The following is a 26239-nucleotide window of genomic DNA, read 5'->3' as shown; positions in this document are numbered from 1 at the left end:
TCAAACAACCGACGCACACCATCCAAGACCGAAACAACCGCTCCGACCCGTCCGGGGCAACCCTTCAACCTTACCCGATCTCCCGGCCCGGTCCAAACCGCCTTGGCGATCCGATCCAAGCCCGCATCTCGCGGCGAGGTCTCCCGCTCCTGGCTCGTGGCGCACGAAGCGATCCACGACCTTCGGTGAGAGTTTCAGACCCCGGCGGCCACCTCGCGGTGTCCGGTTCCTGTCGGGCTGACTTCGAGAACATTACACGTCCCCGGCCCTGGCGCCAACTCGGTCGCGGGGTGACGCCCGGCACACCGCGACCTCTCGTGTCGATGCAGGTCAGCCTGCTGCCACCGCCTGATGCCGGAGTCTCGCGCCCGCGCTAGGTTCGTCGGGTGACAGCACAACCCGTCGTCGTCCGCCGTGCCCGCGCGCGAGAGGCCGCCGAGATCGCGTGGCTGGCCGCGCTGACGTTCCCGCTGGCGTGCCCTCCGGGCACCCCCGTACCCACGATGGCAGCGCACGTCGCCCAGCACCTGACCCCCGGGCACTTTGCGAGATGGAGCACCTCCCCCGAGCATGTGCTGCTCGTCGCCGAGTCCCCGACCGGCGCCGGGGACGCCGGGGGCCCCGTGGGTTACGCGCTGCTGGTGCGGGGCGAGCCCTCCGGGACGGAGGAGCTCGCGGTCCTGCGTGCCGCCGTCGGGCCCGGACCGTACGTCGAGCTGTCCAAGATCTACGTGCACCCCGACCACCTCGGGACCGGGACGGCCGGGCGCATCCTGTCGGAGGCGACCGACGAGGCCCGTCGCCTCGCCCCCGGCAGTCCGCTCTGGCTCGGGACCAACGGCGAGAACGCTCGCGCCCAGGCGTTCTACCGGCGCCACGGGTTCGACGTCGTGGGCCGGCGTACCTACGACGTCGGCGGGGTGCAGCACGACGACGTCGTCATGCTGCAGTCCCCCGCCGGGTAGTCACGCCGGGGCGCTCACTGCGACGAGAACGCCGCATCGAACGCGGCGTCCGGCGCATCGAACGCGTACCGGCGCACGAACTCGACCGCCTCGGCCGCACCCACGAGCCGATCCATGCCGGCGTCCTCCCACTCCACGGAGAGCGGGCCGTCGTAGCCGATCGCGTTGAGCATGCGGAACGCGTCCTCCCACGGCACGTCGCCGTGCCCCGTGGAGATGAAGTCCCAGCCGCGTCGGGGGTCCGCCCAGGCCAGGTGGGAGGAGAGCCGGCCGTTGCGACCGTTCAGGCGCTTCTTCGTGTCCTTGCAGTGCACGTGGTAGATCCGGTCCGCGAAGTCCCAGAGGAACGCCACCGGGTCGATGTCCTGCCACACCATGTGGCTCGGGTCCCAGTTGAGGCCGAACGACTCGCGATGACCGATCGCCTCGAGCGTGCGCTTCGCCGTCCAGTAGTCGTAGGCGATCTCGCTCGGGTGCACCTCCAGTGCGAACCGCACGCCGACCTCCTCGAAGACGTCGAGGATCGGGTTCCAACGGTCCGCGAAGTCCTGGTACCCCGCCTCCACCATGTCCGCCGGCACCGGCGGGAACATCGCGACCGTCTTCCAGATCGAAGACCCGGAGAAGCCGACGACGGTCTTCACACCCAGCTTCGCCGCCATGCGCGCCGTGTCCTTCATCGCCTCGGCGGCACGCTGCCGCACACCCTCGGGGTCGCCGTCGCCCCACACCTGCGGCGGCAGGATCTCCTCGTGACGACGATCGATCGGGTCGTCGCACACGGCCTGCCCCGTGAGGTGGTTCGAGATGGCGACGATGCGCAGCCCGTGCCGCTCCATCAGGTCCAGGCGCCCCTGGACGTAGTCGGCGTCGTCCCACCGCGACACGTCCATGTGGTCGCCCCAGCAGCACAGCTCGAGGCCGTCGTAGCCCCAGCCCGCGGCCAGGCCGGCGACCTCCTCGAGCGGCAGATCGGCCCACTGGCCGGTGAAGAGAGAGATCGGTCGGGTCATGTCGGTTCCTTCCTTCGGTCACCCCCTCTGCGGGGGCGAGGTCGTGACAGAGATCAGGCGGAGCGACGTCGCCTGACCAGGATCAGCACGGCGGCACCCACGACGACGACCCCGACGGCGATCCAGACCCAGGCCGGAGTCCCGGCCGTGGCGGTGCTCGCCGGGTCGGAGGCGTCGGCCGCGGTCTCCGCGGCGGCTTCGTCGACGTCGTCGGTGTCCGCAGGCTCGGCGGTGGGTGTCGGCGGCGCGACGACGTCGAGCTCGGTCTTCGACTTGTACTTCGAGGGTTCCGTCGCCCGCACCGTGAGAGTCCAGTGCCCCTCACCGAGCAGGCCCGCCTCGGACCGGTACCACCCCACACCCTCCGAGGCGGACGTCAGCTGCACAGGCCCGACCTCCTCGCCGTCGTCGGAGACGGCCTTGACCGTGACGTCGACGGTCTCCTCGACCGGGTGGCCGTCCGCGGCCCAGACGACCACGGCGTCGACACCCCCGGAGCCGTCGGTCCCGACGTCGATCTGCAGGTCACCTCCGTGCGCCGCGGCCGGCGGCAGAGCTGCTGCCCACGCCACGACGGCGAAGACGAGGGTCGCGAGGACGGCGAGCGCCGTCGTCGTCCATCGCCGTTGATCGTGCTGGGTGATCATCTGCCGTGCTCCTTCGAGTTCGTGACGCCGAGGCCCCTCGGCACAGGAGCGGAGCGCACCGTCCTGTGCCGAGGGTCTGCCGGCTCGAGGCCGGCCTACCGCTGGATGGTCACCGGCCGACGGCACCGTCCCCGGGCCGGGACCGCGCCGTCGGACGCCCGGCGCCCCGTCCAGCGGCGATCGTGGGGCGGGGGGCCGCACGTGCGGCCCCCCGCGACCGGATCAGTGGCAGTCCACCTCCTCCACGGTCAGGATGACCTTCGCCTTGCCCGACGGGCTCAGCTCCCAGTCACCCTCGACCTCGAGCTCGGTGCGCGGCTCCGGGCTCGCGATCACGCGGTAGCTCCCCGCGGGCAGCGTCGACAGCTTCTTCGGCTTGCCCTGCGCGTGGCCGTCGACCCAGTTGTGGACCACGTACGACTTGACCCCGGCGACGTCGAGCGGATTCATCGAACCCGCCACGAGCTTGCCGTCGGTGCAGCTCGCCTGCGTGAGCTCCACCGCGGGGACACGGTCGCAGCCGTAGGCCTCGATCGTGACGACCAGCGTCGCCTTGCCCGACGGGCTCAGCTTCCAGTCACCGTCGATCTCGAGCACGTGGCCGGCGGCAGGCGTCGCGATCACGTGGTACTGACCGGGTGCCAGGTTCCCCAGGTCCGACGGCTTGCCGTCGTTGAGGTCCCCGTCCACCCAGTTGTGCACCACGTAGCCCTTGACACCCTCGACCGCCACACCGGTGAGCGAACCACCGATGCGCACGTTCTCGCCGTCCCCGTCGACCTCGCAGCCGGCCTGCGTGACCGCGACCGTCGGGGTCACCGGAGTCGGCTCCGGGCACTCGGGCTCGTCGATGGTCACACGGAGGACGCCGAAGCCGTTGGCGTTGACACGCCAGCCGTCACCCGGCTCCACGACGTACCCGTCGCCCGGACGGGCTGCCACGCGGTAGGTGCCCGCGGCCAGGTCGTCGAGGTCGTCGACCACCGGACCCGCACCGTCCTCGGTGAGCGGACGCACGACGTACCGCACGCCCTCCACCTCGGCCGTGACGATCGCTCCACCCGTGACCTCGTGGGTGCCGTCGTCCGCCCAGGCGCACGTGGCCTGGACGACCTCGACGCTCGGGGTCACCGGCGTCGCGTCAGGCGCGGCGATGGTGAACGTCAGGGTCTCGCCCACGACGTCCTCACCGCCGGCCGAAGCACGCACCTCGACCGTGTGGTCGCCCGCTCCGGTCACCTCGACCGGAGCCGTGTACTCGGCCCAGCCGGCGCCGTCGACGTTCACCTCGCGGTAGACCGTCGCGCCGTCCGGACCACCCGTGGCCTCCACCGTGACCGTCACCGGCCCGGTGTAGGTGCCGTCCTCACGATCCGGCTCGGCCGGGTCGAGCGAACCGACGACCGCCAGCGGCTCCGTGTCGTCGCCGACCACCCGGAAGTGGTCGAAGAGAACGGTCGCCGAGGTCGTCTGCGAGCCGCCCAGGGCGAACAGGCCGACCTTGGCCTGCGCAAGCCCCTCGTGCTCGACCGGGTCGCCGAACTGCTCCCACGTCTCACCGTCGGTCGAGTACGAGCCCGTGAAGGTCGTGCCCTCCTTGGTCAGGCGCAGGGACCAGACGTCCTCGGTCAGACCGGAGACGTTCGGCTGGGGGTTGACGACGGTGGCGTCGACCTCCGACCGCAGCTCCAGACGCGCCGAGACGGGGTCACCGGCGGCGTTGTCCGTGACGTAGTCCAGCTTGACGTAGTTGTCGTCGTCCCCGTAGAGGATCAGACCGCCCTGCTGGTACTGCTCCACGAGCTGCGAGGCGTCGACCCGCGTCTCGACCGTCCAGTCACCCTCCGGCTGGTCCTGGAGGACGATGTTCGGCACGTCGGTGTTGGTCCCGGTGTAGATGTCGGTCGCCGTGGTGTCGATCTGCAGCGAACCGTCAGCCACCCGGTAGCCCGACTCGTCCTCGCGGACGATCTGCCAACGGCAGGTGTCGAGCTCCTCACCGTCGAACTCGTCGTCCGGCGTGGTCGACACCGAGTCGTCCGGCGTCAGGTGGAACCAGTCGAACTCAGCATCCACCACCGGGGCCGTCGAGCTGGCACCCGCGAGGGAGACCAGCCCGATCTGCGGGTCGACGAGGCCGTCGAGCGACTTCGTCTCCGGCATGTCGGTGAAGTCCGTGCCGTTCGCCGAGTAGGACGCCCGCAGGTCTGAGCCGTCCGTGCTCGTGAAGCGCACGTAGACCGTCGACGGGTAGTCCGCTCCCAGCGCCGCCGTGTTGGAGTCACCGACCTCGTTCGGCTGGCCGGCCTCCTCACGGATGAACTGGAAGACGCGCGTCGACGGGTCCGCCGGGGCCGAACGGCCCTGGATCACCATCTTGGCGTAGTCGTCGTCCCCGCCGTAGATCAGCAGGCCGGCCTGCTGGTACTGCGCGTTCGCCGGGATCGTCACCTTGGCCGTGGCCGTGAAGGGTCCGTCCGGCAGCTCCTGCAGCACCAGGTTCGGCACCGTCGAGTTGTCGGCCCCGTAGATGTCGGACACCGTCGCAGGGATCCGGGCGACGCCGTCGGCGACGACGAGGCCCTGGTCCTGGTTGACGACGTTCCACCGCTCGGCGTCGATCTCGTCGCCGAGGAAGTCGTCCGAGCGGCCCTGGAAGCAGAGCGCCGGTTCGACGGCCTCCGCCGTGACGGTCACCGTCACGTACTCCTGGACGTAGGCACCGCCACCGTCGGTCACCTTCACCTGCAGGCGATAGGTGCCCGGCTCGGTGTAGGTGTGCTCGAACGCCGGCTCGCCGTCGACGAACCCGTCGCCGAGCCCGGCGTCCCACGCGTAGACGAGCTCGTCGTCCTCGCCGTCCGGGTCGCTCGCCGTGGCCGAACCGGTCACCGTGAGCGGAGCCAACCCTTCCAGCGGGCCGACCTCGAGGTCCAGGTCCGGACGTTCGTTGGCGGTCACGCCGCGCCCGTCGATCTCGAACCAGTTGACGTTGATGCCACCGGACTCGAGCACGAAGTACAGCGCGTCCGAACCCGACGGGGCGTCCGTCAGCGACGTCGTGACGTCCTCGTAGACCTGCCAGTCACCGGTCGACGGGACCGAGAAGTGACCGATCTCCGGTCCGTCGGGTGCGCCCCAGCGCACCGAGACCTCTCCGCCGTCCGGGGAGGCCACGCGCAGCGAGAGGCCGTCCACGTTGCCCAGGCTGATCGGGTCGTGCGCCCACCAGTCGTCGGGCTCGACGAACCCGATGTTCTGGCCGCCACCGGCGCTGTCGCCGGTCTCCTCGGTGACCACGCCGGCGTCGCCCGAGCTCGTCGAGCCGTCGAGCCGTCCGGTCGATGTGAAGAACTCGGCCTGGACCAGCTTGGGCTGCAGCACCTGCAGGTCGTTGCCGGTGAGCGGCACGCCCGCGGCCCCGCCGTCGTCGGTGTACATCGCCTCGATCACCCAGAAGATATTCGACTCGATGCCGTGGCCCTCGTCGCGAGCCGTCTGGATGACGCCCTCGCAGCCCGTCAGCTCGTCGAACGGGTGAGCGTGCGAGTCGTGCCCCAGCGACGTGAAGAGCTGCACGTCGGCGCAGTCCACCTCACCGTCCGGGTCGTCGACGGCGATCTCGTAGGCGACCTGGTCGCCCCACTCGAAGAAGCCGCCGTTCTCCGGGAACGTGATCGACACCGTCGGCGCCTCGTTCCCCACGACGATCGTCACGTTCGCGACTCCGGTCTGACCGGAGTCGTCGGTGACGGTGAGCTGTGCGGTGTACGAACCCTCTTCCGTGTAGGTGTGCGACGGGTTCGCCTCCGTGCTCGGGTCCGAGCCGTCGCCGAAGGTCCACTGCAACGAGATCGGCTCGTCGTTCGGGTGCCGCGTGCCCTCCGAGGAGAACTGCACCGTCAACGGAGCCGGTCCGCTCGTGACGTCCGCGGACGCCCTCGCGATCGGCGCCGGGTCACCCTGGACGTAGTTGACCTTGAAGATGCCCGACGAGTCGTTGTTCCCGCCGAAGCCCGAACCCCAGTCGACCATGTACATGGCACCGTCGGGCCCGAACTCGAAGTCCATCGGACGGTCGAACCCGGCGCCGGGGTCGAAGATGCCGGGCAGCACACGGTTGATGTCCACCAGGTCGTCGCGGTCCTCGCCGTCGAGCTGGAGAGAGAACATCGTGCCCTGGTTCCACTCACCGAGGAACGCCTTGCCGTCCCAGTACTCCGGCCACTTGACGTCCGAGTCGAGCTCGGGGTCGAACTCGTAGACCGGTCCACCCATCGGCGCACCGCCCCCACCGATCTCGGGGAAGTCCGGGTTCGTCTGGTAGCCGTACCAGATCTCCGCCTCGATCGCTCCGGGGAGCTGCTCGATGCCCGTGTTGTGCGGGGAGTCGTTGACGACGCCGCCGGCGCAGTCGAACGCCTCACCCGACTGGCCCGTGGCGAAGTCGTAGTCGATGTAGGCGTTGTTCGAGCCGGTGCAGTACGGCCAACCGTAGAAGCCGGGTTCGCTCACCACGTTCCACTCGACCGCTCCGGCCGGACCACGCGTCGCGCTGGCGCTGCCTGCGTCCGGGCCGTAGTCCGCGACGTGCACGTTGCCCGACACCGGGTCGAGACCGATCCGGAACGGGTTGCGGAACCCCATGGCGTAGATCTCGGGCAGCGTGTCCGCCGTCCCGCTCTCGAACATGTTGCCGTCCGGCACCGTGTAGGAGCCGTCGTCCTGCGGGGTGATCCGCAGGACCTTGCCGCGCAGGTCGTTCGAGTTCGCCGAGGTGCGCTGCGCGTCGTAGTTCTGGCGCCCGTCACGCTCGTCGAGCGGCGAGAAGCCCGCCGACTCGAACGGGTTCGTGTTGTCACCCGTGGCGAGGTAGAGGTTGCCCTCGTCGTCGAAGACCATGTCGCCACCCGCGTGGCAGCACGTCTGGCGCTGCGTCGGCACGACCAGCACCTTCTCCTCGGTGCTCAGGTCGATCGACCCGTCAGCGTAGGTGAACCGGGAGATCCGGTTGTGCGGCCCGTCCTCGCCCACGTCGGTCGGGGACCAGTACAGGTACACCCAGCCGTTGGACGCGAAGTCCGGGTCGAGCACGATGCCCGTCAGCCCGTCCTCGTTGGCCTGCGTCACGTCGAGCGTCGCCGCCGTCGTCGTCGTGCTGGTCTCCGGGTCGATGACCCTGACCCGACCGTCACGCTCGACGTAGAGGACCGTGCCGTCCGGCGCGACCTCGAGCATCATCGGGTTCGACGTGTCGTCGTCCAGGGGCACCGCCTCGTAGCTCGCGCTCTGCGTCGCGGCGCAGTCGGAGCCCACGACGCCGGCCGCCGTCTGGATCCCGCCCAGCAGGTGCTGGAGGAACTCCGGCTCGGCGTAGGACTCGTCGGTGTGGCCGCCGCCCGTGTACCAGGACCGGCCACCGTCGTACGCCTGGCACCAGGCGATCGGGTGCTCGGCACCCATCGCCCCCGAGCCGGCCGAGTAGCTCGACTCGTCGAGGCTCGCCAGCACGTGCACCGAGTCCCGCGGGTCCGTGCGGAAGTTGTACCACTCGTCGTACCGGTCCCAGCGAGCCGGCAGGTGCGCCGTCGACTCGTGGACGTGGTCCTCGACCTTGACCGTCGCGTCCTGGTTCTGCGGGTGGCTGTTGAAGTAGGCGCCCACCAGCTCGCCGTACCAGGACCAGTCGTACTCCGTGTCGGATGCCGCGTGGACACCGGCGTAGCCGCCGCCGTCCTGGATGTACGCCTCGAACGCGGCCTGCTGGTCGGCGTCGAGCACGTCACCGGTCGTCGAGAGGAACAGCACGGCCTCGTACTGCTCGAGGTTCTCGGCCGTGAACGCTTCGGCGTCCTCGGTCGCCGTGACCGAGAAACCGTTGTCGTCACCGAGCTGCTGGATGGCCGCGATACCGGCCGGGATCGATCCGTGGCGGAAGCCCGCCGTCTTGGAGAAGACGAGGAGGTCGAACTCCTCGGCCGCCGCCTCCACGGGAGGCGGCTCGTCGGCCTCGGCCGCCTGTGCGCCGGCCATGCCGGCCCACGAGAGCGGCAGGACGACGGCGGCCGCCACAGCGGCTCCGACGCCTCGTCTCACAGCTCGCGAACGTACGCTGAGCACTGTACTCACCAGGAACTCCTTCGGTCTGGATCAGTGGTGCTGCGGGGGAAGCGCTCCGCCGTCATCCGTTCACGTCGGCCCGGACGTGATGGAACCGGTCGATGCTGGTGCTGTCTGCGTGCCTCCTTCGTCGGTCGGTGCAGAAGATCAGACGTCGAGCCAGACGCCCTTCTCGGCGCTGCGCTCGACCGCGTCCAGCACCCGCTGGACGGCGAGACCGTCCGCGAACGACGGCGCCGGGTCCTCGCCGCCGGCGATCGCCGAGACGAGGTCGACGACCTGGTGCGTGAACGCGTGCTCGTAACCGAGCCCGTGGCCGGGAGGCCACCAGGCCGCGACATAGGCGTGGTGGTCCGCCTCGGTGACGACGATCCGTCGGAACCCGGCGGTGGCACCGGACTCCTCGGCGTCGAAGAAGTGCAGGACGTTCATGTCCTCGAAGTCGAACGCCAGCGAGCCCTTCGACCCGTTGATCTCGATCCGGATGGCGTTCTTGCGGCCCTGGGCGTAGCGCGTGGCCTCGAAGACGCCGAGGCCCCCGCCGGACATCCGCGCCAGGAAGGCGGCCGCGTCGTCGACGGTCACCGGACCGGTCTCGTCGCCCCCGGTGCCGGACAGCCCGGCGAACTCGGTGGCCACCGGACGCTCGGTCACGAAGGTCTCCAGCACGCCGGTCACGCCGGTGATCTGCTCACCGGTGATGAACTGCGTCAGGTCGACGATGTGGGCGCCGATGTCACCCAGCGCTCCGGAGCCCGCCTTCTCCTTGTCCAGGCGCCACGACAGCGGCGCGGACGGGTCGGAGAGCCAGTCCTGCAGGTACTGGGCGCGCACGTGGCGCACCTGCCCGATGCGGCCGTCCGCGACGAGCTGACGCGCGAGCTGGATCGCCGGGACGCGCCGGTACGTGAAGCCGACCATCGCGCGGGCGCCACGAGCGGCGGCACGGTCGGCCGCGGCGACCATCTGCTCCGCCTCGGCCACCGTGTTGGCCAGCGGCTTCTCGCAGAGCACGTGCTTGCCGGCGTCCAGCGCCGCGATCGCGATCTCGGCGTGCGTGTTCCCCGGCGTGCAGATGTCGACCAGGTCGATGTCGTCACGCTCGAGCAGACGGTGCCAGTCCGTCTCGGAGGAGTCCCACCCGAGCCGTGTCGCGGCCTCGGCGACCCGCTCCGGGTCACGGCCGACGACGGCGGTCATCTCCGTGCGCAGCGGCAGCTCGAAGAAGCGGGGGGCGGTACGCCACGCGTGGGAGTGCGCGGCGCCCATGAACGAGTAGCCGACCATCCCGATGCCGAGACGTGCGCGGTCTGCGTCACCCATGTGCCTGGTCCTTCCTTTCGGGCGCGGCCCCGCTCCGGTCGAGGCCGGACGGGACCGCGGCGGCGGGGACAGGGCCCCGCCGCCGGGTGGTGTGGTGCGTCCGGTCAGGACTCGAACGCGGTGGGCAGGTACTGCTCGACGTTGTCCGCCGTGACGACCGGCGCGAAGAGCTGGACGGTGCGCGGGACGCCCGCCGATGTCAGGTCGCTCATGCCCTTGTCGTGCGCGACCAGACGGGCGAGCTTGATGCCGTCCGCGGCCTGGGTCGACGGGTAGACGACGGTCGCCTGGACGACGGAGTCGCCGCTCTGGATCTCCCGCATCATGTTGGCGGAGCCGGCACCGCCGACCATGAAGAACTCGTCGCGGCCGGCGTTCTCGATCGCCTGGAGCACGCCGACGCCCTGGTCGTCGTCGTGGTTCCAGATCGCGTCGATCTCCGGGGCGGCCTGCAGGAGGCTGGAGGTCACCTGCTCACCGCTCTGGACGGTGAACTCGGCCGCGACACGGTTGTCCACGTCGAGCCCGCAGTCGGACAGGGCGTCCTCGAAGCCCTGGCTGCGGTCCTGCGTCAGCGGCAGCGAGTCGATGCCGGCGATCTCGGCGACCACGGCGTCGGGGTTGTCGCCGAGCTGCTCGCAGATGTACTGGCCCGCCGAGACACCCATGCCGTAGTTGTCACCGAGCACCGTGCTGCGCGCGGCGAACGGGCTGGAGAACTCGCGGTCGACGTTGATGACCGGGATGCCGGCCTCCATCGCCTCGGTCGCGACGTCGGTGAGGGCCGCGCCGTCGAACGGCAGGAGCACGATGGCGTCGACGCCCTCGGCGATGAATCCCTCGATCTGGCTGATCTGCACGTTGACGTCGTTCGTGCCCTCGGCCACGCGGAGGTCGACGTCCTCGTACTTCTCGGCCTCGGCCTCCGCCGCGGAGGTGATCGCACCCATCCAGCCGTGGTCGGCGGCGGGGGCGGAGAAGCCGATGACGACCTCTTCGCCGGGCTCGTCGTTGGAGGTGCCGCCAGAACCCTCCTGGGTGCTCGCCGTGTCGGTCTCCGTCTCTTCCTCGGGCGGCTCGTTGCTCACGCAGCCGGTCAGCAGGAGTGCCGAGGCGGCGAGAGCGGCGGGGACACCGAGCATGCGGCGCCGGCGGTTCATACGTGCGGACATAGGATCTTCCTCGATTCGGTCCGGGTCGTGCAGGGTCGGTCGTGCGGGTTCTGATGGTGCGGGGTGACGGATCAGCTCGATCTCGGTGCCGAGATGCGCTGCTGCAGCAGCACGGCGCCGACGATGATCGCGCCCTTCGCGATCGCCTGCACCGAGCTGTCGAGGTTGTTGATGATGAAGACGTTCGAGAGGGTCGCGAAGATGAGGGCGCCGATGACGGTGCCGACGATCGTGCCGCGCCCGCCGGCCAGGAGCGTGCCGCCGACGACGACCGCGGCGATCGCCTCGAGCTCCCAGAGCATGCCGGTGGTCGACGAGCCCGCACCCGTGCGGGCGAGCATCATGACGCCGGCGATGCCGGCCGCGAGGCCGGAGAGCCCGTAGACGTACACCAGGTGCCGCTTGACGTTGATGCCCGCGAGGCGCGCGGCCTCCGGGTTGCCGCCCACGGCGACCGTACGGCGGCCGAACGTCGTGCGGTTGAGGAGGAACCAGCCCACGACGGCGACGAGCACGAAGATCCACACGATCTTCGGCACGCCCACGAGGTTGCCCTGGAACGTGTTGTCGAACGACGGCACGTCGACGATCTGCGTCCGGCGGTTCGCGATGAGCTCGGCGAGCCCACGGGCAGCGACGAGCATCGCCAGGGTCGCGATGAATGCGACGACGTTCCCGTAGGCGATGACCACGCCGTTCACGAGGCCGGCGGCGAGCCCGACCAGCAGCGCGCACCCGACCATGACGATCCAGCCGTACTGGTCGGCCAGGTTCTGCGTCGCCAGCGTCGAGGCCCACACGGTCGACAGCCCGACCACCGAGCCGACCGAAAGGTCGATGCCGCCCGTCGTGATGACGAACGTCATGCCGATGCTGAGGACGCCGATCGCCGAGGCGAGACTCAGGATGATCATCAGGTTCGTCAGGCTCGCGAACCGGTCGCCACCCGTGAGGAACCCGACCAGGCAAAGCAGCAGGAGGGCCGCTACCAGGCCGAGGTTACGACCGACGGCCCCGGAGAAGATGCTGTGCCCGCGGCGGTGGTCCGCCCGCGCCTTCGGGGTGTCCGCCGCCGGTCTCGACGACGTCTGCTGCTCGCTCACGCGGCACTTCCTTCCATGACCATGTCGAGCACCTGGTGCTCGTCGATCGAATCGGCGGGCCCTGCGTGCACGACCTCGCCCTCGGAGATCACGAGGACTCGGTCGGCAAGGCCCAGGACTTCGGGGATCTCGCTGGAGACCACCAGGACGGCTGTCCCGGCGTCGGCGAGCCGGCGCACCAGGGCGTAGATCTCGGACCGGGCCCCGACGTCGACGCCGCGGGTCGGCTCGTCGAGGAGCAGCACCTCGCAGCCGTGCACCAGCCAGCGGGCGAGCATGGCCTTCTGCTGGTTGCCGCCCGACAGGGTGCGGATCGACCGATCGACGTCCGGCGGCCGCAGGTCGAGCGCGACGGCCTGCTCCTTCGCCGCGTCCCGCTCGGCTCGTTCGTCGAGCCAGCCCGCGCGCGCCGTCCGGGCGAACGTGGACAGCGTGATGTTCCGGTACACGGGCTCGTCGAGGACCAGGCCCTGGCTCTTCCGCTCCTCGGGCGCCAGCCCGATACCGGCCCCGACCGCAGCCGTCACGGAGCCGTTGCGGAGGCGCCGGCCATCGAGCGCGACGGTCCCGCCGGCGGCCCGACGTGCCCCGTAGATCGTCTCGAGGATCTCCGAGCGTCCCGAGCCGACCAGCCCTGCGAGACCCACGATCTCGCCGGCTCGGACGCTCAGCGACACGCCGGAGAACACGCCGGCCAGCGAGAGGTCGGCGACCTCGAGCCGCACCGGGGCGTCGTCGGGTACCCCGGGACGCTCGGGGAAGGCGTACTCGACGTCCTTGCCGGTCATCAGCTTGATGAGCTCGTCCGTCGGCGTCGAGGCCACGTCCAGGTTGCGGCCGACGGTCCGGCCGTCCTTGATGACCGTGATCCGGTGACCGATCCGGCGGATCTCCTCCAGACGGTGGGAGATGTAGACGATCGCGATGCCCTGCTCGACCAGCTCCTCGACCACCCGGAAGAGGTTGTCGACCTCGCCCGAGTCGAGGACCGCCGAGGGCTCGTCCATGACGATCACCCGGGCGTCGCGCGAGAGTGCGCGGGCCATCGAGACGACCTGCTTGCCGGCCGCGGAGAGCGTCCCGACCTCGCGGTGCGGCGAGATCTCCGGGTGCCCGAGCCGCTCCATGAGCTTGCGGGTGCGCCTCGTGGCCTCGCGCCGCTGGGTGAAGCCCACCGACGCCAGCTCGTGGCCGAGGTAGATGTTCTCCGCGACGGTGAGCCCGTCGACGACGTCCAGCTCCTGGTACATCGTGGCGACGCCGTGCTCCAGCGCCGCCACCGGGTGCGGGATCTCGATCTTCTCGCCGTCCATCAGGATCGTGCCCTCGGTCGGCTGGTGCGCACCGGCCAGGACCTTGATGAGCGTGGACTTGCCCGCTCCGTTCTGGCCGAGGAGGCAGTGCACCTCGCCGGGCCGGACGTCGAGGTCCACGCCGTCGAGGGCTCGCGCTCCGGGGAACGTCTTCACGATGCCTTGCATCTGCAGCAGCAGTGCTGGGGGGTCTTCTGTGACCATGTGACGAACGTAGACGGACTTATGTTGTCCGTCAAGCAAAAGTGTGGGAGCTTTGTGATCGTTACCCGCTCGTGATAGACACCGAGCGACAAAACACGAGGTCGGAAGGGCGTGGTTCACTGTGCTCATGGAAGGGCTGCAGAAATTTCCTCCGCGCCCCACCGGGGCCGGGGAGATGTTCCAGCTGTTCCGGGACGGCACTCCGCACACCCGCGCCTCGCTCGTCTCCGAGACCGGCCAGTCCCGGTCGACCGTCGCCGCGCGCATCGAGGCGCTGACGGCTGTCGGGCTGCTCGCGCCGGCCGGTGAGGCGTCCAGCACCGGAGGGCGACCGCCGTCGACCTTCGCCTTCGACCCCTCGAACCGCATCGTGCTCGGCGTCGACCTCGGGGCCACGCACGCGCGGCTCGCGATCACCGACCTCGCCGCCAGGCCGCTCGCGTCGACGCAGGAGCCGCTGGCCATCGCCGACGGCCCCGAGCCGGTGCTCTCCTGGGTCGCCGAAGCCGGCGCAGACCTCGTCACCCAGGCCGGGCGGAAGGTGGAAGAACTCGCCGGCATCGGCATCGGGTTGCCCGGCCCTGTGGACCACGCCGACGGACGGCCGGTCAACCCGCCGATCATGCCGGGCTGGGACGGCACCGACGTCCCCGGCATCCTGCACCGGCTCCTGGGCGCCCCCGTCGTCGTCGACAACGACGTCAACGTGATGGCGCTCGGAGAGCACCGCACCGTGTGCCCCGACGAGCAGGACCTGCTGTTCGTCAAGGTCGCCACCGGCATCGGTGCGGGCGTCGTCATGGACGGAGAGCTGCGCCGCGGAGCACAAGGTGCCGCCGGCGACCTCGGGCACGTCGCGGTCTCGGGCGCCGCCGAGATCCCCTGCCGCTGCGGCAACGTCGGGTGCCTCGAGGCCGTCGCGGGCGGGCTCGCGATCGCCGGCGTGCTGCAGGAGTCCGGCGCACAGATCCGGACGACCCAGGACATCGTCGACCTGGTCCGCGCCGGGGACGTCGCGGCCGGTCAGGCGGTGCGTCAGGCAGGCCGCGACATCGGGACCGTGCTGGCCGCCTCGGTCAGCCTGCTCAACCCGTCACGCATCATCATCGGCGGTATCCTCGCCGGTGCCGGCGAGCACCTCGTCGCCGGGATCCGGGAAGTCGTCTACCAGCGGTCACTGCCCCTGGCGACCCAGCACCTGCGGATCGTCACCTCGCGGGCGGGGGCGCAGGCAGGCGTCGTCGGTGCTGCGACACTGGTCACCGATCGTTTCCTGGCTCCCCACTCGATCGACGCGCTCATCACCGTCAAGGAGGACTCGTGAGCAACCGTCAGGCCCTCGTCGTCCGCGGCGGGTGGCAGGGTCACGACCCTGTCGCCACCACGGACCTCTTTCTGCCCATGCTCGCCGTCGCCGGGTTCGACGTCACCGTCGAGGACTCGCTGGAGGTCTACGCCGACGAGTCCGTGATGACCGGCGTCGACCTGATCGTGCAGAGCTGGACCATGGGCGAGATCCTCGCCGACGAGATGCACGGGCTCCGCCTCGCGGTGGAGAACGGGGCCGGGCTCGCGGGCTGGCACGGCGGGCTGCTCGACGCGTTCCGCGGCGCCACCGACTTCCAGCACATCGTCGGTGGTCAGTTCGTCGCCCACCCGGACGACATGGTCGACCACGAGATCGACGTCCGCCCGGAGCGGGCCGACCATCCGGTCGTGGCCGGCATCGGACCACGCATCCGCCTGACCACCGAGCAGTACTGGGTCCAGACCGACCCGCTCTGCGACGTGCTGGCGACGACCACGCACGCCGTCCGGGACGGAGCACCGTGGCAGGAGCCGGCGACCGTGCCCGTCGTCTGGACCCGGCACTGGGGCCGGGGAAAGGTGTTCGCGTGCGCCGTCGGGCACAGCGTCGCGGACCTCAAGATCCCCGAGATCCGGACGATGATCGAGCGCGGCATCCTCTGGGCGGCGCGCGACCACCGCTGAACCGCCGCGCCCGTCGGCACCCTCACTCCGCGAGCGCTTCCGGGCCTCCCTCCAGCAGCCGGGTGAACGCGTCCTCGTCGAGGATCGTCAGCCCGAGGTCGCGCGCCTTGGTCTCCTTGGAGCCGGCGTTCTCCCCCACCACGACGTAGTCGGTCTTCTTCGACACCGACCCTGATGCCTTGCCCCCCGCGGCGATGACCGCCTCCTTGGCCCCGTCGCGCGTGTAGCCCTCCAGCGACCCCGTCACGACGACGGTCAGCCCGGCGAGGGGGCCCGTCGGTCCCTCGGCGGCCTTCTCCGCCATCACGGCGGGTCCCGGGTGGCCGGGGATGACGAACCGGACGCCTGCCGCGGCCCAGACCTCGACGATCTCGCGGTGCCAGTCGACCTGGAACCAGGCCAGCAGCTCGTCGGCGATGACGGGCCCGACACCCTCGACCGCGGCCAGCTCCTCGCGCGACGCCTCGCGGATCGCGTCCAACGATCCGAACCAGTCCGCGAGCGCCCGCGCCGCCACCGGGCCGACGTGCCGGATGTTGAGCGAGACGAGGATGCGCCACAGGTCCTTGGTCCTGGCGCGGTCCAGCTCGTCGAGGAGCTTGGTCGCCTGGCTGGAGGGTTCGTGGACGGGGAGCGTCTCCCCTGCCTCCTCTGCGGCGAGCCGCGCCGCCTTGGAGTGCGTGAGCTTCTTGCGGAACGGTGTCCGACGGCGGAGCCCGCCGTCGTCGTCGACCTTCGGCAGGCCCGTCTCGGCGTCCCGCACGACGACCTCGATGGGCAGGAGCCGCTCCAGCGTGAGGTCGAAGAGCCCCGCCTCGGTCCGCAGCGGTGGCTCGGCCGGGAGGTCCGGCTGGGTGAGGGCCGCCGCCGTGACCTCGCCGAGCGCCTCGATGTCCAGTCCTCCGCGGGACCCGATGTGCTCCACGCGCCCGCGGACCTGGGCCGGGCAGGACTCCGCGTTCGGGCACCGCAGGTCGACGTCGCCCTCCTTCATCGCCCGCAGCGGGGTGCCGCACTCCGGGCACTCGGTGGGCATGACGAAGTCCTCGCGCGGGTAGCCGTCGTCGGCCAGCGCGGGAACGGGCCCGAGGATCTCGGGGATGACGTCGCCGGCCTTGCGCAGCACCACCATGTCACCGATGCGCACGCCCTTGGCCTTGACCACGTCCTGGTTGTGGAGGGTGGCCTGCCGCACCGTGGACCCGGCGACCGTCACCGGTTCCATGACGGCGTACGGGGTGGCGCGGCCCGTCCGCCCCACCCCGACCTGGATGGCGACCAGACGGGTGTTGACCTCCTCGGGCGGGTACTTGTAAGCCGTCGCCCACCTCGGCGCGCGGCTCGTGGTGCCCAGCCGGCGCTGGTCGGCGAGCGCGTCGACCTTGACCACGATGCCGTCGAGCTGGTGCTCGATGTCGTGCCGGTGCTCCGCGAAGTACGTGATCATGTCCACCACGCCGTCGATCCCCTGGACGACCCGGTTGTGCGGCGACACCGGGATGCCCCACCGCTCGAACAGGGTGTACGCATCCGACTGGTTCGCCAGCTCCGCGTGCTCGCCCTCGGTCCACTGCAGGGCTCCGACGCCGTGCGCGTAGATCCGCAGGGCCTTCACGCGGGCGAGGCCCGCCTCTCGCTCCAGGCCGCTCTTCTTGTCCAGGAGCTGCCGCAGACCACCCGCAGCCGCGTTGCGAGGGTTCGCGAACTGCGGGAACCGGCGCAGCGCGGCCACGCGTGCGCGTTCCTCGTCGAAGGCACGGGTGGCGGCGGCACGGCCGTCCGCGCGGTCCCGCGCCTCGGCCACGGCCTGCTCCCTCAGCTGCTCCTGCAGCTCGTTGAGCCGCTCGAACGCCGAGACGGGGATGAAGACCTCACCGCGCACCTCGACGACCTCCGGGTGGTCGTCCCCGGCGAGCCGCTGGGGGATCTCGGCGATCCGCAGCGCATTCGCGGTGATGTCCTCGCCCGTCTGGCCGTCGCCACGCGTCGCGGCACGCACCAGTCGGCCGCGCTCGTACAGCAGGGCGATCGCCAGCCCGTCGATCTTGACCTCGGTCAGGTAGCCGACGTCACCGCCGTCGACGCCGAGGTCTCGGGCGACGCGCGTGTCCCAGGCGCGCAGCTCGTCGACGCTGAACACGTTGTCGAGGGATAGCATGCGCTCGAGGTGCTCGACGGTCGAGAACCCGGCAGCGGCCTGGCCGCCGACCCGCTGCGTCGGTGACTCGGGACTGCGCAGGGCCGGGTGCGCGGCCTCGAGCGCCTCGAGCTCCCGCATGCGTGCGTCGTACTCGGCGTCGGACACCTTCGGGGCGTCGTGCTGGTAGTAGGCCCGCTGATCCTCCTCGACGAGGGCGACCAGCTCGGACCATCGGCGCTGGGCGGTGGGCTCGTCGAGAGCGGCGGGATCGGTCGTGTCGGTCACGACCCCATCTTGCCGGGTCCCACCGACAGCGGCAGGCCGGTCCGTCGTCACGACACGGACGCCCCGTCTCCCTGGTGCGCCGCTATCAGCCCGCCCGTGTCGGAGACGCGCCAGGCGCGCATCCCACCGGGCCCGTCCGCGGCGACGACGACCCCGTCACCGGACGGGTAGACCGCGCTCACGTCGGGCTGCGTCGACGGGACGGGGCTCCACCACCAGGTGCTGCCGTCCTGCGACAACCACAGGACCGGACCCGACCACTCCTCGGTCTCGACGCTGCCCGTCGCGGCAAGTCCGCCCGGGACCTCGACGATCTCGTCGAGGTGCTCGTCCGGCCCGGTGACGTGCCGCGTCTCGTACGTCAGGCCGTCCTCCGTGTACCGCAGCTCCGTACCGTTCTCGGTGCCGAAACGGACGAGCGAGCCCGCGCCGTCGACCCGGCACTCGCCCACCGTCTCCTCGGGTCCCAGGTCGAGGGGCTCTCGCTTCCAACGCTCTCCGTCGCGCGCCCAGACGACGTCGTCCCCCTCGGCGGTGCCGAGGACGAAGGCACCGTCACCGGCGGCGCACACGTGGTCCGCGGACGAGGCTCCGTCGCCGGGCTCGAACTTCCCGACGGTCCGCCAGGACTTCCCGTCCTTCGAGGTCCACAGGGCGGCTCGGTGCCGTTCGGCGAAGTTCGCTCCCTTGCCGGCCACGCCGGTGGCCAGCCAGCGACCCCCGACCCACTCCATGTCCGAGGCGGAGGCGTACCCATGGGCGAGGACGGGCTCGGGGTCGGACCAGGTCTCGCCGTCGCTCGCCGCGGCCAGGACTCCCACGCGCAGGTCGTCACCCTTGCCGAGCCACCTCGTCTCGAGGGCGGCTCGGCGACCGTCCGGCGCCGAGGCCTCGACGCGCCGCTCGGCGTCGTCCACCGTGACGACGAGCTCGCCGTCCGCCGGCCCGAGGTGCGCGAACTCCGCACCACGCCGCCATCCGTCGTCGAGGATCTCGAAGAACGCGCGCGAGACCGGTACGCCGCCGTCGACGGCGAGGGCAGGCGTCGCGGGACGCTGCCACCGCTGCGGCTCGGCCAGGACCGCCACCACCTCCATCGACTCCTGCTTCTCGCGCAGGCGCACGACCGTCGCGCCGTGCTCCGCAGCCAGGACGCTGCGCACCTCACCGGTGCCCGCCACGCCGGCGCTGGGGCCCGAGTGCGACAGAGCAGCCATCTTCTCGGTCGCCGCGACGATACCGCTGCGCCCCTCCACGTCGATCGAGAGGGCCGCCTGTCGGTTGGCCTCCAGCCAGAGGACTGCGGCATACCCGTCCTGGAACGGTGCCGGTGCGCCGAACCCGGTGGAAGCGGTCTTGGAGTCGTTGTCTTCTGTGTGGCTGACCGACCACCTGTCGTCGTCACCAGTCGTGCTCCACGCCGTCGCGATCGTCCCCTCCCCGGCGGGTACGTCCCGCCGCGTGGTGCCCGTCGCCACGAACCCGCCCTCGACCGACGTCACGCCGACGACCTGCGGTTCGATGCCGGGGACGAAACGTCGGCTCCAGGTCTCGCCGGCGTCGCGGCTCCGGAGCGCCGTGACGAGATCGTCGCCGGCCGGCGCCGTCTCGGTCAGGAGCACCACCATGTCGTCGCCGGACGCGGCCACCGCGACGACGCCGGTCGCCTCCTCGGGTGCATCGATCTCGAACTCGGTCACGCCACCGTCCGGTGCCACCCGCAGCCCTCGGACCGCGTCGCTCGACCGGTCGGTCCCGAGCGCCACGACGTCGCCGTCCGTCACGGCGATGCCCTCGACGCTCATCGCGTCGAGCTCTGGGGACTCCACCGGCTGCCAGGTGCTGCGATCGGTGCTCAGGAGGAGGTAGGTGCCGTACTCACCCTCCGACCACCGGGTCCCCCCGATGACGGCCGTGTCGCCGGCCGCCGCCACCGTGACAGACCGGACGTCGCCCGCCACGGGCAGGAGGCGCGGCTCCGCCGGTAGCTCGGCGCCGTCGGCGAGCCAGATCGCGAGCCTGCTGAGATCACCGGGTTCGGTCCTGGCCCCTGCGACGAACCACGGCAGGTCACCGGCGGGACCGACGATCGACGCGTGATCGACGACCGGTTGCTCAGGTCGGGTCGACGCCGGCAGGTCGAGCTCGACGAACTCGGCGGGCGGGGCAGCACCGTCGTCCGGGTCGGCTCCCGTCCCGGCCGAGCTCGGATCGCACCCGGCCAGGACCGCGACGAGGAGGATGGACAGTGCTGTGCTCAGCGATCTGGATCGCCGTCGGTCTGTGGTCACGGTCGGCGACGGTATCGAGTCCCGCCGCCTGTCTGCAGGCGTTGTCCACAGGCCGCTGGCCGACCGGTTCGTCCTGTTCTCGGGTCTATCGCCCGGTCTGTCCGGACCGCTACGATTCTTGGCATCACCGATGCCCGACCGAGAGCAAGGACGCCCATGAAGATCGCCGTCGTCGGCGCTGGATTCGCCGGTCTGGCCAGCGCCAAGATCCTGGCCGAGTTCGGCCACCAGGTCGTCGTGTTCGACAAGGCCCCAGACGTCGGGGGCGTCTGGAGCGCGACGCGCCGCTACACCGGCCTCTACACGCAGAACAACAAGGGCTCGTACTCCTTCTCGGACCTGCCCATGCCGAAGCACTACCCGGAGTGGCCCAGCGGCGAGCAGGTGCAGGCCTACCTCGAGCAGTACGTGGAGGAGCACGGGCTGTCCGCCCGGCTGCGCCTGTCCACCGAGGTCGTGCGCGCCGAGCTCACCGACGCCGAGGACGGCTGGCTCATCACCTCCCGGCACGTCGGCGAGGCTGTCGGCGACCCCGAGCCGTTCGACCACCTGATCGTCGCGAACGGCATCTTCTCCGACCCCGTCATCCCGGCGTTCGGAGGGCTCGCTGAGCTCATGCGTGCCGGCGGGAAGGTCGTGGCCGCGAGCCAGCTCTCCTCGGTGGAGGAGGCCCGCGGCAAGAACGTCGTCGTGGTCGGCTACGGGAAGTCGGCCTGCGACGTCGCCGGCGAGATCGGCCCGGTGGCGGAGCGCACGACGGTCGTCGCCCGTCAGCTGCTGTGGAAGCTTCCGAAGAAGCTCGGCAACACGCTGAACTACAAGTACCTGCTGCTGACGCGGCTCGGCGAGGCCCTGTTCCGCTACCAGACGCTCGACAACTCCATGGAGAAGTTCCTGCACGGGCCCGGCAACGCTGTCCGCGGGTCCATGGTCTCGAGCGTGGGTGCCCTCTCCAAGAAGCAGCTGCGCCTGGAGCATCTCGGCCTGGTGCCGCGCGGCGACTTCGCCGACATCGCCCGCTCGACGGTGTCGCTGGCCACCGACGGGTTCTACGAGCAGGTCGCCGACGGATCGATCGTCGTCCATCGCGACGCCGAGGTCGAACGGTTCGCCACCGACGACGACGGTGCTCCGGTCGCGGTGCTCAGCGACGACAGCACCGTCCGCGCCGACCTGGTGGTGTGCGGCACCGGTTTCCACCAGCGGGTGCCGTTCCTCGACCAGGACGTCACGGACCGTTTGCTCGACGACCGTGGCAACTTCCTCCTCTACCGCCAGATCCTGCCGCATGACGTGCCCCACCTGACATTCGCCGGCTACAACTCGTCGTTCTTCAGCCCTCTCTCGGCAGAGATGGGTGCCGTCTGGACGGCGGGATACCTCGCCGGGGCCCTGAACCTGCCGCCCCTCGAGGTCCGGCGCGAGCACGTCCGGGACCGCGTGGACTGGATGGAGAAGCGCACCGAGGGCCGGCACGCCCGCGGCACCAACGTGATCCCCTTCTCGATGCACCAGGTCGACGAGCTGCTCGACGACCTGGGCCTCAACGTCTCGAGGTTCGCCCAGACGAAGCAGTGGCTGCTGCCCGTCGACCCGAAGGCCTACCGCGGGGTCTCCGGCCGCCTGCGCGCCCGCGTCGGCGCCTGACCGCGCACCCTCGCCCCCGGCGCGCGCTCCCGGCCGGTCCCCTCAGCGGAACCGGACCGGGAGCTCGCGCGGATAGCAGGTCCATGCGGATCGCACGAGCTCGATCTCGTCGGGCCCGACCGTGAGCTCGATGTCGGCGACCCGGCTGAGGAAGTGCCCCATCACGAGCCGCGTGATGAGCGGAGCCGTGCGGTGGGCCGGGCACGCGTGCGCCCCCACGCCCCAGGTCAGGTGGAAGCGGGAGTCGACCTGCTCCCAGGGATCCGCGGCCTGCACTGCGGCATCGGCGTTGGCGGCCGCCACGGCGGGGACGACGGCGTCACCCGCCGCGATCGGCTGACCGCCGAGCTCGCTGTGGGTCAGTGCGTAGCGAGGAAGCAGGTGCGGCATCGGCGGCGTGTCCCGCGCGATCTCGTCGAGCGCGTCGTCGAGCGAGAGCCGTCCCCCGTGGACCTTCGCGCCGAACCCGGGGTCCGCGAGCATCCGCTGCAACGCGGTAGCGGTCCAGGCCACCTCGGCGTCGTGCGCGGTCCGGAACAGCAGGCCGACCGCCCCCATCACCTCGAGATCGTTCTCGTGCTGGCCATGAGCCAGCAGCTGGGACGTCAGATCGTCGGCCGGCTCAGCACGCCGCCCGGCGACGAAGGTCGCGAGCAGGTTCTCTATCTCGGCGACGGCCGGGAACGCGGACTCCGTCCCGGAACGTTGGTCCACGGTGAGCTCGTGCATCCGGCGCGCGTCGGCGAGGGTCATCCCGAGGAGGTCGGCCAGGACGCGGACCGGGACGTCGACCGCATAGTCCGCCACCAGGTCGGCCTCGCCACGGGCAGCGAGCCGTTCGAGGGCCGACGTGCACGCGACGCTGACCGTCCGGGTCAGCCGCTTCTCGTCGACGCCCGCCAGGACGTCCGCGATCGGTGCGCGCAACCGACGGTGCTCGCCGCCGTCGCGGTCGTGGACGCTGTCCCGCTGCGCGAGGACCGCCCGCGCCGGCGACCTCCAGGCGACCAGCCGCTCGGCCTCGTAGCGCCACGCACGCGAGTCACGGGAGAACAGCACCTCGTTGCGCAGGACCGTGCCGACCTCCTCGTAGCCGAGCGCCAGCCACGCCGGGACGCCGGGCTCCAGGTCAACCGGGGCCACGGCGCCCCAGCGGGAGCGCAGCGCCGCGTAGCCCGCCTGAGGATCGCGGGCACCGGCGAGGTCGGCGAGCAGCGGCCGGTCCGCGACCTCTTCGAGCCGGACGACGCGGCCGGCGGCGGTGATGCTCATGCGGCGGCGTTCCCGGCCCGTCGGAGGTCCAGCGCGTGCGCGACCAGCGTCGTCAACGCCTCGACCGCCTGCGGCCGACCGCGGACGTCTCCCGAGACGACGGGCGTCCCCTCCGGCAGGTCGAGCGCCGCGCGGACCTCGTCGAGCCCGTGGCGCGGAGAGTCGGGGAACTCGTTGACCACCACCGCGACGGGCAGGCGGGTGTGCTCCTCGAGCTGGTCCAGGACCTCGAAGCTCTGGGCCAGGTCACGCGTGTCGACCATCACCAGGGCGCCGACCGCACCGTCCGCCAGCCCTGACCAGAGGTCCCAGAACCGGCGCTGCCCGGGCGTGCCGAAAAGGTAGAGCGCGGTGTCGGAGCCGACGGTGACACGGCCGAAGTCCATCGCGACCGTCGTCGTCCGCTTCTCGTCGCGCCGAGGGTCGACACCGACGCTCGCCGTCGTGATCGACTCCTCGGTGCTGAGCATCGGGATCTCGCTCACAGCCCGGATGAGTGTCGTCTTGCCGACGCCGAACGCGCCGACGACCAGCACCTTGACCGACCGGGCCACGGTCGGGGCCAGGTGGTGTGCTGTGCGGGGCTCAGAGGCCGCGGAGCCCATCGAGCACCTCCTCGAGCAGGTCCGTGTCGGGCAGGTCGTGCACCGGGGTGGACAGCACCGCCAGGTAGCCGCCGTCGACGAGGTCCGAGACCATGACGGCCACGAGGCTCACCGGCAGGTGCAGGTAGGCGGCGAGCTCGGCCAGGGCCAGGGTTCCGCGGCAGGTCCGCAGCAGCGCCTGCTCGTGCCGGCCCGCCGTCCCGGGAAGCTCACGACCGTCGTCGACGGCGCGCAGCAGCGTCTCCGGCCGCAGCGTGTTCCGGGTCGGGTGCGCTCGTCCGCCGGTCAGGACGTAGGAACGTACCGGGTGGTCGCGGTATCCGTCCGTGTGCATGTCGCCATCCCTCAGCTGACCGGGTCCGTGCCGAGCGCGTGCTCGCCGATCATGAGCACCTGCGCCTGCATCTGCTGGGCGACGAGCCCGGGATCGACCGTCGCGTCGGTCACGACGGCGAGCCGAGAACCGTCCCCGGCGCCGCGCACGAACAGGAACCCGCCGTCGAACTCGACGACGACCTGCCGCAGCCGGTCACCGGCCCCGAACTCGCGGCCCATGCTCATGCCGAGCGCGACGAGTCCGGCGCACGCGGCCGCGACCTTGTCGGCGGTGTCCGGGACCGTGTCGTCGGTCCGGACCTTGACGAGGCCGTCCGAGCTGAGCACGACGGCATGCTGCACGCCACGCACCTGGGCCACGAGGTCGAGCATCCAGCTGTCGGGGTCGTCCGTCCCGGGTGGTGTCGTTCCGGTGGTCTGGGTGGTCATCTGTCCTCCGAGGTCCCGTCCGTCGCGACGGACGGCTCATGGGTGTCAGGGTCGTCCTGCGATGGTGCGTCTGTCCTCGCGGCGAAGAACGCGCCGATCCAGGCTCCCGCCTCCTCCGCGGTCTGGTCGGGGGTCGAGGTCTCAGGTCGCCGTCCCGCCGGCGGCAGGCGGTGCCCGGGCGCAGGCGCCGACCCCGCCACCGCACGCCGGGTGCGTCGCTGCGGCAGCACCGGCGGGCCGCTCGACGGACGCTCTCGCACCGCGGTGGCGTCCGGCGCCGGCTCCTGGGCCGCGGGCTCCTCCCACCCGTCGTCCACGCCGGGTGCGAGCACCGCGGGAGCCGTGGCGGCCACCTCGGTCAGGTTGCCGGGGACCATCACCACGGCCCGCAGGCCGCCGTACACGGACTCGGTGAGGTCGACCCGAAGGTCGAGGAAGCGTGCATAGGTCCCGACGACGGCGAGACCCGTCTGCGGGACCTCGCCGAGCTCGGCGATGCCCACCGATCGCTCACCGGCGGCGATCGCCCGGACCCGGCTCAGCTCGCGCGGGTCCATGCCCACGCCGCAGTCGTCGATCTCGATGACGGCACCGCGCTGGACCTGCCGGATGACCGCGAGCACCTGGGTGTTCGGTGGGGAGCACTGGGTGGCGTTGGCGAGCAGCTCCGCGACGACGTGCACGAGCGGCTCCACCGCACGCCCGACGATCGCCAGGCCCGGGTCGCCGGAGACCTCGACCCGCTGGAACGCGGTGATCCGGCCCGCGGCAGCCTTCACCACGTCCGGCAGCGGCAGGGCGTCCTCCCACGTCTGTCCCGGGCGGCGGCCGCACAGCGCCACCAGGCTCTGCGCCTGCCGGGCGTGCTGCGCCGCCGCGTGGTCGATCCGCATGGACGTCTGCAGCACGTCCGGGTCCGCGGAGTGTCGCTGGACCATCCGTGCCGCCTCCTCCTGGATGCGGTGGGCCGAGGCCTGCACCTTGCGGCTGAGCGCCACGACAGCCGTTTCGACCGATGCCCGCTGGTCGGCGCGGGCCTCCTGCTCGACGGTGAGCGCCGTCGTCGTCTCCCGCAGCGCCTGGGTCGTCTCGTGGAGACCGGCGGCGAGGCCGTCGCGCTCGATCAGCAGGGCACGGAACGCGGCGGCGTCACGGCGGGACGCGCCGGACAGCAGGACCGCCGCCACGACGGGCAGGACGACGGCAGCGACGGCGAGCACCCACACCGCCCAGGGCGGAGCGGCAGCGCCGACGAGCGGGAGCGCTGCCACGCACAGGACCATGCCGGCGACGCAGAGCCACGGCAGGAGGCGGCCCGTCGCAGGGGGCCGGGCCGGGGTCGTCGTGCTCACCGCACCTCCGTCGGTGTGAGACCGGGTCCG

The 26239-nt window shown here is 71.2% G+C and carries 18 protein-coding genes; 4 read left to right on the top strand and 14 right to left on the bottom strand.

Annotated features, from left to right (window positions below; translation table 11 throughout):
- The first annotated feature begins 386 nt into the window (after window positions 1–386).
- The gene (locus tag ACWAT2_RS11420) at window positions 387–965 is read left to right on the top strand and encodes a GNAT family N-acetyltransferase (protein WP_402375562.1); all 579 of its coding nucleotides are present in this window, start codon (window positions 387–389) and stop codon (window positions 963–965) included.
- 14 nt (window positions 966–979) lie between these two features.
- Here the strand turns inward: ACWAT2_RS11420 and ACWAT2_RS11415 are convergent, their stop codons facing one another.
- The 7 genes from ACWAT2_RS11415 to ACWAT2_RS11385 form a co-directional block, all read right to left on the bottom strand.
- Window positions 980–1978 carry a sugar phosphate isomerase/epimerase family protein gene (locus ACWAT2_RS11415; protein WP_402375564.1) on the bottom strand — a complete coding sequence of 333 codons (999 nt, stop codon included), beginning with the start codon at window positions 1976–1978 and terminating at the stop codon, window positions 980–982.
- Between the two features lie 53 nt (window positions 1979–2031).
- Window positions 2032–2625, bottom strand: coding sequence for a hypothetical protein (locus ACWAT2_RS11410; RefSeq protein WP_402375566.1), 594 nt, complete (start codon window positions 2623–2625; stop codon window positions 2032–2034).
- A gap of 222 nt (window positions 2626–2847) precedes the next feature.
- On the bottom strand, window positions 2848–8721 hold the full coding sequence (locus ACWAT2_RS11405) for a ThuA domain-containing protein (protein WP_402375568.1): 5874 nt from the start codon (window positions 8719–8721) through the stop codon (window positions 2848–2850).
- Between the two features lie 171 nt (window positions 8722–8892).
- Window positions 8893–10068 carry a Gfo/Idh/MocA family protein gene (locus tag ACWAT2_RS11400; protein WP_402375570.1) on the bottom strand — a complete coding sequence of 392 codons (1176 nt, stop codon included), beginning with the start codon at window positions 10066–10068 and terminating at the stop codon, window positions 8893–8895.
- A 104-nt stretch (window positions 10069–10172) separates the two neighbouring features.
- Window positions 10173–11240 carry a substrate-binding domain-containing protein gene (locus ACWAT2_RS11395; RefSeq protein WP_402375572.1) on the bottom strand — a complete coding sequence of 356 codons (1068 nt, stop codon included), beginning with the start codon at window positions 11238–11240 and terminating at the stop codon, window positions 10173–10175.
- A 71-nt stretch (window positions 11241–11311) separates the two neighbouring features.
- Window positions 11312–12343 (bottom strand): ABC transporter permease, encoded by a 1032-nt coding sequence (locus ACWAT2_RS11390; protein ID WP_402375574.1) that lies wholly within the window; start codon window positions 12341–12343, stop codon window positions 11312–11314.
- Window positions 12340–13860, bottom strand: coding sequence for a sugar ABC transporter ATP-binding protein (locus tag ACWAT2_RS11385; RefSeq protein ID WP_402375576.1), 1521 nt, complete (start codon window positions 13858–13860; stop codon window positions 12340–12342). The genes ACWAT2_RS11390 and ACWAT2_RS11385 overlap by 4 nt, the downstream gene beginning before the upstream one ends.
- Before the next feature lie 127 nt (window positions 13861–13987).
- Here ACWAT2_RS11385 and ACWAT2_RS11380 point away from each other — a divergent pair, with 127 nt between their 5' ends.
- Window positions 13988–15184 carry an ROK family protein gene (locus ACWAT2_RS11380; protein WP_402375578.1) on the top strand — a complete coding sequence of 399 codons (1197 nt, stop codon included), beginning with the start codon at window positions 13988–13990 and terminating at the stop codon, window positions 15182–15184.
- Window positions 15181–15852 carry a ThuA domain-containing protein gene (locus ACWAT2_RS11375; RefSeq protein WP_402375580.1) on the top strand — a complete coding sequence of 224 codons (672 nt, stop codon included), beginning with the start codon at window positions 15181–15183 and terminating at the stop codon, window positions 15850–15852. Before ACWAT2_RS11380 ends, ACWAT2_RS11375 begins: the two co-directional genes overlap by 4 nt.
- Before the next feature lie 22 nt (window positions 15853–15874).
- Here the strand turns inward: ACWAT2_RS11375 and ligA are convergent, their stop codons facing one another.
- Together ligA and ACWAT2_RS11365 are read right to left on the bottom strand one after the other, a co-directional pair.
- Window positions 15875–18277 carry an NAD-dependent DNA ligase LigA gene (gene ligA / locus ACWAT2_RS11370; protein ID WP_402375582.1) on the bottom strand — a complete coding sequence of 801 codons (2403 nt, stop codon included), beginning with the start codon at window positions 18275–18277 and terminating at the stop codon, window positions 15875–15877.
- A gap of 47 nt (window positions 18278–18324) precedes the next feature.
- On the bottom strand, window positions 18325–20568 hold the full coding sequence (locus tag ACWAT2_RS11365) for a beta propeller repeat protein (protein WP_402375584.1): 2244 nt from the start codon (window positions 20566–20568) through the stop codon (window positions 18325–18327).
- Window positions 20569–20724: 156 nt separating this feature from the next.
- Between ACWAT2_RS11365 and ACWAT2_RS11360 the strand changes: the two genes are divergently transcribed.
- Window positions 20725–22215: a flavin-containing monooxygenase gene (locus ACWAT2_RS11360; protein ID WP_402375586.1), complete on the top strand. Its 1491-nt coding sequence runs from the start codon at window positions 20725–20727 to the stop codon at window positions 22213–22215.
- 42 nt (window positions 22216–22257) lie between these two features.
- On the opposite strand, the gene ACWAT2_RS11355 is transcribed toward ACWAT2_RS11360, so the two are convergent.
- From ACWAT2_RS11355 to ACWAT2_RS11335, 5 genes are read right to left on the bottom strand one after another with little or no spacing between them, the layout of a single operon-like run.
- The gene (locus ACWAT2_RS11355) at window positions 22258–23487 is read right to left on the bottom strand and encodes a cytochrome P450 family protein (protein WP_402375588.1); all 1230 of its coding nucleotides are present in this window, start codon (window positions 23485–23487) and stop codon (window positions 22258–22260) included.
- Window positions 23484–24092, bottom strand: coding sequence for a GTP-binding protein (locus ACWAT2_RS11350; RefSeq protein ID WP_449768917.1), 609 nt, complete (start codon window positions 24090–24092; stop codon window positions 23484–23486). Before ACWAT2_RS11350 ends, ACWAT2_RS11355 begins: the two co-directional genes overlap by 4 nt.
- Window positions 24073–24426, bottom strand: coding sequence for a DUF742 domain-containing protein (locus ACWAT2_RS11345; protein ID WP_402375590.1), 354 nt, complete (start codon window positions 24424–24426; stop codon window positions 24073–24075). The genes ACWAT2_RS11350 and ACWAT2_RS11345 overlap by 20 nt, the downstream gene beginning before the upstream one ends.
- 11 nt (window positions 24427–24437) lie before the next feature.
- Window positions 24438–24857, bottom strand: a complete 420-nt coding sequence (locus ACWAT2_RS11340) for a roadblock/LC7 domain-containing protein (RefSeq protein ID WP_402375592.1) — start codon at window positions 24855–24857, stop codon at window positions 24438–24440.
- Complete coding sequence (locus ACWAT2_RS11335) at window positions 24854–26209, bottom strand: histidine kinase (protein ID WP_402375594.1); 1356 nt, start codon at window positions 26207–26209, stop codon at window positions 24854–24856. The genes ACWAT2_RS11340 and ACWAT2_RS11335 overlap by 4 nt, the downstream gene beginning before the upstream one ends.
- Between the last annotated feature and the right edge of the window lie 30 nt (window positions 26210–26239).

Source organism: Isoptericola sp. GX10416, from assembly GCF_056590155.1.
The sequence above is the reverse complement of the archived record's forward strand: the minus strand, read 5'-3'. Positions and strand labels throughout refer to the sequence as shown.